The organism is Moorena sp. SIO3B2 (genome assembly GCF_010692525.1).
Lineage (GTDB): Bacteria > Cyanobacteriota > Cyanobacteriia > Cyanobacteriales > Coleofasciculaceae > Moorena > Moorena producens.
Window position 1 is genome coordinate 1 of sequence record NZ_JAAHHE010000572.1, and the last position, 3071, is coordinate 3071.

Annotated in this window: 3 protein-coding genes; 2 read left to right on the forward strand and 1 reads right to left on the reverse strand. The window is 44.1% G+C overall.

Features of this window, described 5'->3' with window-relative positions; translation table 11 throughout:
* Together F6K38_RS38155 and F6K38_RS38160 are read left to right on the forward strand one after the other, a co-directional pair.
* The coding region (locus F6K38_RS38155; protein WP_287360149.1) for an NACHT domain-containing protein at positions 1–2435 on the forward strand (2435 nt) is incomplete at its 5' end.
* Entirely contained in the window at positions 2408–2671 is a 264-nt protein-coding gene (locus tag F6K38_RS38160) for a hypothetical protein (RefSeq protein WP_287313905.1), read from the forward strand. The genes F6K38_RS38155 and F6K38_RS38160, both read left to right, overlap by 28 nt.
* 137 nt (positions 2672–2808) lie before the next feature.
* Here the strand turns inward: F6K38_RS38160 and F6K38_RS38165 are convergent.
* Positions 2809–3071: ferredoxin (locus F6K38_RS38165; protein ID WP_287360151.1), on the reverse strand; the 263-nt coding region annotated here is incomplete at its 5' end.

Here is a 3071-nt window from a genome sequence, read left to right on the forward strand (position 1 = left end):
GGATGCGAGATTTTGCCAGACATCTCGATAAAAGCCTGACCGACTATGCTCGGATATTTGCGGAAAACACCATGTCAGTGAAACCGTTACCAGTGGGATTTTTCGAGCATTGGTTGTCTGATGGTAGAGCGTTGATATTGCTGGATGGTTTGGATGAAGTAGCAGAAGAGGCTAAACGCCATGATGTAGTCAAACGCATCGAGAATTTTTTAGGACAGTTTGACAGAAATCGCGCTATTATTACATCTAGACCGGCTGGTTATCGGCGGGACTTTTTCCGCACTGAGGAATTTCCCCACTATCAAATCCAACCCTTTGATAACCAGAAGATTTCGGCATTTATTGATAACTGGTATAACAGTCGCTGTCAAGACCAAGCAGAAGCTGAAAGGCGCAAGCAGAGTTTACGAAAGGCGCTGGATGATAATGACCGGATTACCTTGTTGGCACGGAATCCGTTATTGTTGACAATTATTGCATTAATTCATCGGTATCAAGCGGTATTGCCCAAAGAACGGTTTGAACTTTACAATTGCGCCGTTAAAACCTTGTTAACATCTTGGGATGCTAACAAAGAAATCAGCAATCAGGGAATATTTAAGTATCTAGATTTCTATGATTTGCGCCGATTGATGGAATTGTTAGCTTATTGGATTCATAGCCAAGGAAATAGTGAAGATAACGAAGGTGGTATCCGTCTTGATGCAGTCGCTCATGGGGGAAACCCCCAAGACCGCGCTGCATCGCTTATTAACCAAGATGATTTGATTGCTCAGTTGAGTAAAGAGATTAAAACCTTGAAGCAGGTGCAGTTATATCAAGCAAAGGAAGAAGCAGAAGCATTTGTAACCTTAATTCGAGATCGCACCGGTTTATTGAATGAGCAGGGGCAAGATTGTTATGCTTTTGTCCATAAGACATTTCAGGAATATTTGTGTGCTCAAGAGATTAACTATCAAGCAGAGGATGAGTATGATTTTAGTATTATTTTGAATCAGATTCGGGAGCATTTACATGACTCCCACTGGCGCGAAGTGTTATTATTGCTAATAGCACAACAAAAACAGAAAAATGCCGCGAAAGCGATTCGGGCAGTATTGACTAATAATAGTAATTACGAGCAGTGGTTACATCGGGATTTGTTATTTGCTGGTAGTTGTTTTGCAGAAGACCCGAAAAATTTGCGTGGTGCTGATCCTGGCTTAGTTAAAGAGATTTTGGAGCGGTTGATTGAGTTGGACGTAAGTAAAGATAAGCGGGTTGTGAATAAGATTCGCGATCAGGTTTTTCAGATAATTTGCAGTTTGTCTGAAACGGATTTTCAAGCACAGGTATTGGAATTGTTGAAAGAGCGATTGGCCGTAGGCCACGCTAGGCGAACGGATCGGATTGATGAGACACGATTGCTAAAATATCGACACGAGTTAGGGGAAAAAGATCAGGTAATTACAATATTGTTAACAGGGCTAAAGAATGAGAATTCTGATGTGCGTAAGAGTGGAGCCAGAGCCTTGGGCATATTGGACAACAGCTCAGAAACTGTAGTCAAAGCCCTCCTAGCACTGCTAATGGATGATAATTATGTTGTGCGTATGATTGCAGCCAATGCCTTGGGCAAATTGGGCAACAGCTCAGAAACCGTAGTCAACACCCTCCTAGCAGGGCTAAAGGATAATAATTATGTTGTGCGTGAGAGTACAGCCAATGCTTTGGGCAAATTGGGCAACAGCTCAGAAACCGTAGTCAGCTACCTTATAGCAGGGCTAAAGGATGATAATTATTTTGTGCGTTGGAGGGCAGCGGAAGCCTTGGGCAAATTGGGCAACAGCTCAGAAACTGTAGTCAGCTCCCTCATAGCAAGGCTAAAGGATGATAATTATGTTGTGCGTGGGAGTGCAGCGGAAGCCTTGGGCAAATTGGGCAACAGTTCAGAAACCGTAGTCAGTGACCTCCTAGCAATGCTAATGGATGATGAGTCTTTTGTTCGTAGGCAGGCAGTCTATGGCTTGAGCAAATTGGGCAACAGCTCAGAAACCGTAGTCAGTGCCTTCATAGCACTGCTAATGGATGAGGATTATTATGTGCGTGAGAGTGCAGCGGAAGCCTTGGGCAACTTGGACAATAGCTCAGAAACCGTAGTCAACACCCTCCTAGCAGGACTTGAAGATGATAAATCTGATGTGCGTGTTAGTGCAGCCAATGCCTTGGCAAAATTGGGCAATAGCTCAGAAACCGTAGTCAACACCCTCCTAGCAAGGCTTCAGGATGAGGATTCTTATGTGCGTGGGAAGGCAGCCGAAGCCTTGGGCAACTTGGGCAAAACATCCAATCATATCCTCCCTACTATCATGGAATGGATTGAACAACATCAGGATTCCGACTATGTGGGCAGTGGTATTGATGCGCTGTGGGATTTGGTCGTAGGAAGGGAGTAGGGAGTCGGGAGTCGGGAGTAGTAAGAAAGAGAGCCAAAGAGTTTTTGATATTATTAGAAATAAAGATCTGTTTATGCTATAATTTAATATTGTGCATTTTTATGGTATTGTTGTTGTTGGATGCGATCAAGGATGCGATCGCATTTCGCAATTCCCAATTCCCAATTCCCAATTCCCGATTCCCGATTCCCGATTCCCGATTCCCGATTCCCGATTCCCGATTCCCGATTCCCTAAAATCCAACCATTGCGATAAAACAACACAAAACCCCCAACGGCACTAAGCCATCGAGGATTAATTACTATTAAAAGCGATTGACCCTAGGCCACGCTACGCGATTGACCTTTGGTCACGCTACGCGAACGCATTAAGCCTAGGTTCGTTTTTTCCTACGCTTTCTTGCCAGCTTCCTCTCCTTAATTTTGGCAGCAACAATACTGCGGTCAATGGGCAATCCCGCTCTAGGAATTACCTGATATTGTCGCTCGTCTTCTAGATTTTTAAGCTTAGTGTAATCAACCCAGTGGATACAATCTACTGGACAAGTGTCTATCGCTTCTTGTATCACGTCTTCTGGGTCGCCATCTTGCCGAAAAACCCGGGATCTACCGTAGTCGGCTTCCATGTAAAATGTGT